The organism is Ferrithrix thermotolerans DSM 19514 (genome assembly GCF_900128965.1).
In the GTDB taxonomy this organism is placed as follows: domain Bacteria; phylum Actinomycetota; class Acidimicrobiia; order Acidimicrobiales; family Acidimicrobiaceae; genus Ferrithrix; species Ferrithrix thermotolerans.
The window spans coordinates 1-1,759 of sequence record NZ_FQUL01000083.1 but is presented as its reverse complement, the minus strand read 5'-3'; the positions used below and the strand labels follow the sequence as shown (position 1 = coordinate 1,759).

Below are 1,759 nucleotides of genomic sequence, written 5' to 3'. Positions count from 1 at the left end.
ACTCCATATAGGTACTACAGAAATCGATACCACTTACCCATCCTTAGCAGGGGTAATGGAGGAGTCGATCTTGCTAGCCAGGAAAGTCCCGCTAGGTTGCGAGATCAAGTCACACGATTGGCGACATCGACCATCACTATTACGGACACCCGCGTGATGGGAGATGGCGTATGGAACTTTCACTCGAAGAATTTTGGCATGATCGATGAAGCAGACTTGTGGTGGTCGGATAGGCCCACTCATAGCGACACATTGTGGCCTAACACGATCACAATCTCACCGGCCTTCCGCGATTTAATTAAGGCCAGCTCTGTACCCCTCGACACCCGTGGCTTAGCGCTCATCCAGCAGGCTAAGGCAGGCCCGTTAGCTCTGGATCTTTACACCTGGCTCGCCCACAGGATGTTCAGCCTCTGCCGTACTACCACTGTGCCGTGGACGCTCCTCTCCGAGCAGTTCGGATCACAGTACGCACAAACCCGTCAGTTCAAGGCCAAGGTCATCAAGACCCTCCCGATTGTCCATCTCGCCTACCCCGAGGCCAACGTCTTACCGTCCGCAGACGGCTTGGTGCTAAAGCCCTGGCCTCTGCCTGTCGCCAGAAAGATTGTGCTCGACGCCTGACGAGTTGTCCACAGTGGGGCCGTGCAAAAGAGAGTTATTCACGCATACGAGGTGACGGCCACCCTTGTGTTCTCCCAGCTCAAGGCGCGAAAATTGAGTCTGCCTATATTACTAATACCTATAGGTTTTTAAAATCCTAGTATTAGGCTACTGCACTTGTTGAAAACTCGTCGCGTGTTCTCTCCGGTCGCTAACGCTCCCGCTGCCGCCTCATCAGGCTTCGCCTGATGACTTGCCCTCGCAAGGATGGCAGGTGCAAAGGATGCGGCTAACCGATCATGGTTGTCGAAAGATCTGGTGGCCACCAATCCGTCGCCAACGCACTGCTGGCACTGAAACTCCATTAGAAGTCACAACTGTGGCCCACTGCCAAGTGGCTCGACCGTCGGGACCACTGAAGCTCCAATTCATCTCGAAAATTCCTGGTGCGTTAACTACAGCTTTCACCCGTAGGCTGGCTGGCCATGATGAGGGATCTTTAGTCTCAATGAAACGATCACACGCAGCATTGAAGATGCGGGCTACGGCACGGAACAGCTCACGTTCATGTTCGGATAACTGTTGATAGTCGGCTTTGAACAGTTCTGTTCGCTCATACCTCACGAGTCAAGATCGGCAAGGAACTCGTCAATATCCTCGCTGACTACTACCCGTCCAGCGGAAATATCCTCATCTGCTTCGCGCTCCATCTGCTGCCAACGCTCTTTCCAAAACCACGCTTGATCAGATGGCACGGCAATGTGTGGGCGAAGGACAATCTCGTTCTCTCGCTCAATCACCTCGACCTGTGCTCCAGGCTGGTCTAAGCCGAAGCGCCGCCGAATCGAGGTGGGAATAGCGATGAGGCCACGGCTCTGCACTGTGACGAAGGTTGGTGTTTTGCGCATGATTGAAGTGTAGCAGTAATACAGCGATACCGCATCGCAGCCTAAGCGCCTTGGCTTGGCTAGGTCATGAAATCAGGAAATCATGAAAACTAGAAATCATGATGCTCCACTAAAAATGATAGTGGGGGAGAGAGGATGAATCATGGAAAATCTGGCTCTATTGACACTCATGTGGATGCCCGGACTCCCATGGCGGGCCATAGCCCCAGTTCAGTAGGGGTATTTGGGGCACAAATGGCTGCATGAGA

Annotated in this window: 2 protein-coding genes; one reads left to right on the top strand and one right to left on the bottom strand. The window is 53.1% G+C overall.

Features of this window, described 5'->3' with window-relative positions; translation table 11 throughout:
* Window positions 1-624: replication protein RepA (locus BUA24_RS11660; RefSeq protein ID WP_218587483.1), on the top strand; the 624-nt coding region annotated here is incomplete at its 5' end.
* A gap of 599 nt (window positions 625-1,223) precedes the next feature.
* Here BUA24_RS11660 and BUA24_RS11650 read toward each other — a convergent pair.
* A complete protein-coding gene (locus BUA24_RS11650) occupies window positions 1,224-1,511 on the bottom strand; it encodes an AbrB/MazE/SpoVT family DNA-binding domain-containing protein (protein WP_072792769.1) in 288 nt (95 codons plus the stop codon).
* Window positions 1,512-1,759: the final 248 nt, after the last annotated feature.

What these genes read in the sequence shown, in the direction of transcription:
- BUA24_RS11650 (WP_072792769.1), bottom strand. Translation starts at nt 1,511, where the DNA reads ATGCGCAAAACACCAACCTTCGTCACAGTGCAGAGCCGTGGCCTCATC.